The 411-nt window shown below is 69.3% G+C and carries 1 protein-coding gene; it reads left to right on the top strand.

All coding sequences use genetic code 11. The features are described from left to right. Nucleotides 1-26: 26 nt before the first annotated feature. A partial coding sequence (locus ACY45C_RS16675; protein ID WP_462188496.1) for a PAS domain-containing protein occupies nucleotides 27-411 on the top strand: 385 nt, incomplete at its 3' end.

Here is a 411-nt window from a genome sequence, read left to right as displayed (position 1 = left end):
GTCTTTGGAGTGCTGCTGCTTTCGGGGTGCTGCTGCCGCTTCCGTTCGCACCGGTGGTGGTACTGTCCCACACTTGGACGCAGATCCACCCGCCCGAGTCTCCGACGGTGACCGGCGGCTCCGGCCCCGGCAGGACTGGTCCCGACATGAACCCGACGCCGCAGCCCGATGGTCAGGTGCGTGGCGACACCTGCGGGCCTTGGCTCGGCTGGCCGGCCCCGCGGGCACTCGCCCGGTGGGAAGATGCGCTGCTGTGTCTGCAGGTGTTCGACACGGCGCCGATCATATTTGCGGTCCTCGACCGCGGCCTGCGCTACCGGGCGGTGAACCAGGCGGCTGCCAGGGCCTCCGGCCTGCCCGCCGAGGAGATGATCGGTGGGTATGGCCCGGAGTTGGATCTGGATCTGTTGC

The organism is Frankia sp. CcWB2, assembly GCF_977927585.1.
Note: the sequence above shows the minus strand (reverse complement) of the source record. Positions and strands in the feature narration are given on the sequence as shown.